We start from the raw sequence: 563 nt of genomic DNA, 5'->3' as shown, positions 1-563 counted from the left end.
GGGCCGCCGCGGCGGCCCGCCTTGCGAGACTGAATCCGGGGGCGTCCATGCAGGCGTTCGTAACCAGGGCTGACAGGGGGCGCACATGCTGGCGTTCATAGTGAGACGGGTCTTCAATGCGGTCGGCGTGATGCTGGCGGTGGCGTTGATGGCGTTCGTGATTTTCCGTTTCGTCGGCGATCCCGTCGACATGATGCTCAACGAGCAGGCTTCGCAGACGCAGCGCGACGAGCTGCGCGAGCGCCTGGGGCTGAATGCCTCGGTGGGCATGCAGTTCGTGCACTTCGTGGCCAACGCCGCGCGCGGCGAGTTCGGCATTTCCTACCGTAACCAGCAAGACGTGTTCGCGCTGGTGGCCGAGCGCTTTCCGGCCACCTTCGAGCTGGTCATGATGGCGACCCTGCTGTCGCTGCTGGTTGGGGTGCCGTTGGGCGTGCTGACGGCCATCTACCGCAAGTCGCGGGTGGCGCAGGCGCTGCAGTTCGTGTCCATCCTGGGCATATCGCTGCCCAGCTTCGTGGTGGGCATCATGCTGATCCTGCTGTTCTCGGTGCAGCTGGGCT

1 protein-coding gene is annotated in these 563 nt (G+C 65.4%); it reads left to right on the top strand.

Annotation, left to right across the window (positions count from 1 at the left end; translation table 11 throughout):
• Positions 1–85 precede the first annotated feature (85 nt).
• The coding region (locus U858_RS0133355) for an ABC transporter permease (protein ID WP_025141383.1) at positions 86–563 on the top strand (478 nt) is incomplete at its 3' end.

This window comes from Achromobacter sp. DH1f (assembly GCF_000633435.1).
GTDB lineage: Bacteria > Pseudomonadota > Gammaproteobacteria > Burkholderiales > Burkholderiaceae_B > Achromobacter > Achromobacter deleyi.
The sequence above is the reverse complement of the archived record's forward strand: the minus strand, read 5'-3'. Positions and strand labels throughout refer to the sequence as shown.